Here is a 1,129-nt window from a genome sequence, read left to right as displayed (position 1 = left end):
CCCCGGATCGTGACCGGCGGCAGCAACGAGGTGGCGCCATCGACCACGGTGATCACCGACGAGGACGGCGCCAAGCGCTTCAGCTACACCTTCACCATCCCCGCCTCGACCGCCTACGAAATCAAGCTGAGCGGCACCCGCAACGCCGCCAGCCAGCCGTTCGCGGTAGTCGAGCGGATCGACGTGGCAGCGTAAGGAGAAAACCATGGCCAAGCAGACAACGGTTAACGCAATCGATCCCACCCTCATCGACGACGACGGCCAATACCGCGTGGTCTTGGCGGAAAGGATCGTGGTGGATGGCGTCGTCCTGTATCCGGGCTGGGACATCATCCTAAAAGGGGACGTGGTGAAGTCCAACCGGGAGGCGATCGAGCATGCCGACCCGATTTGACCGATACCGCTTCAAGGATGGCGTGACGCCGCTGTCCGAGGACACCTTCAATGCGATCCTTCAGGATATCGACCTGCGGATCGCGGCCCTGGAGGAAGTGCGGATCTCCTGGCAGGCGGCCGTGACCCTGCTCACCGACCAGGGCCTGCTCCGCATCAACGAAGCCTTGGCGCCGGCGATCGAGACCCTGCAATACCAGATCGACCACATCGTCGAGCTGGCATCACAGGTGCAGGTGGATCGCATCCTCGATGCCCCGGACCAAGTGACCGACGTCCACATCGGCAATCGCACCGCCGATCCGGCCCTGGTGCCCGTCAACAACACCGGGACCCTGACCCAGTGGCTCGGCCGCCTGGCGAACCGCCTCAAGGCGATCACCGGCGCCGCCAACTGGTACGACGCGCCGGCCACGACCCTGGCGGCGGTCGCGGCGACGCTGGCTTCACAGGCGGCACAGCTGGCCACGGCCGCCGCGCATGCCTCCAACGTATCCAACCCGCACAACACCACGGCGGCGCAGGTCGGCGCCTTGCCGGTCGGGGGCGGCAACCTGCTGGGTGCGTTGGGGCTGTCCGGCTATCCGATCTCCGGGGTGAAGACGCTGGGCTTTCAGGCCGAGTACGACAATGGCAACAGCGGCACGGCCAAGACCCTCAGCCTGGTGAACGGCCAGAAACAGAAGCTCAAGCTGACGGCTTCGACGACCCTGACCGTGTCCAGCACCGGCGCGCC

General features: G+C 65.8%; 3 protein-coding genes. All 3 read left to right on the top strand.

The features are described 5' to 3' along the window. On the top strand, nucleotides 1-195 hold a 195-nt coding region (locus tag ACSHWJ_RS15935), incomplete at its 5' end, for a hypothetical protein (protein WP_432540101.1). Nucleotides 196-205: 10 nt separating this feature from the next. After that, complete coding sequence (locus ACSHWJ_RS15930) at nucleotides 206-394, top strand: hypothetical protein (RefSeq protein WP_010962098.1); 189 nt, start codon at nucleotides 206-208, stop codon at nucleotides 392-394. Continuing rightward, nucleotides 378-1,129: hypothetical protein (locus tag ACSHWJ_RS15925; RefSeq protein WP_432540099.1), on the top strand; the 752-nt coding region annotated here is incomplete at its 3' end. The genes ACSHWJ_RS15930 and ACSHWJ_RS15925, both read left to right, overlap by 17 nt.

It is taken from the genome of Methylococcus sp. S1M (assembly GCF_051295855.1).
Classification (GTDB): Bacteria; Pseudomonadota; Gammaproteobacteria; order Methylococcales; family Methylococcaceae; genus Methylococcus; species Methylococcus capsulatus.
This window is presented reverse-complemented; position numbering and strand designations above follow the sequence as displayed.

Excerpts from the sequence above, each read along its gene's own strand:
- ACSHWJ_RS15930 (WP_010962098.1), top strand. The coding sequence starts at position 206 with ATGGCCAAGCAGACAACGGTTAACGCAATCGATCCCACCCTCATCGAC.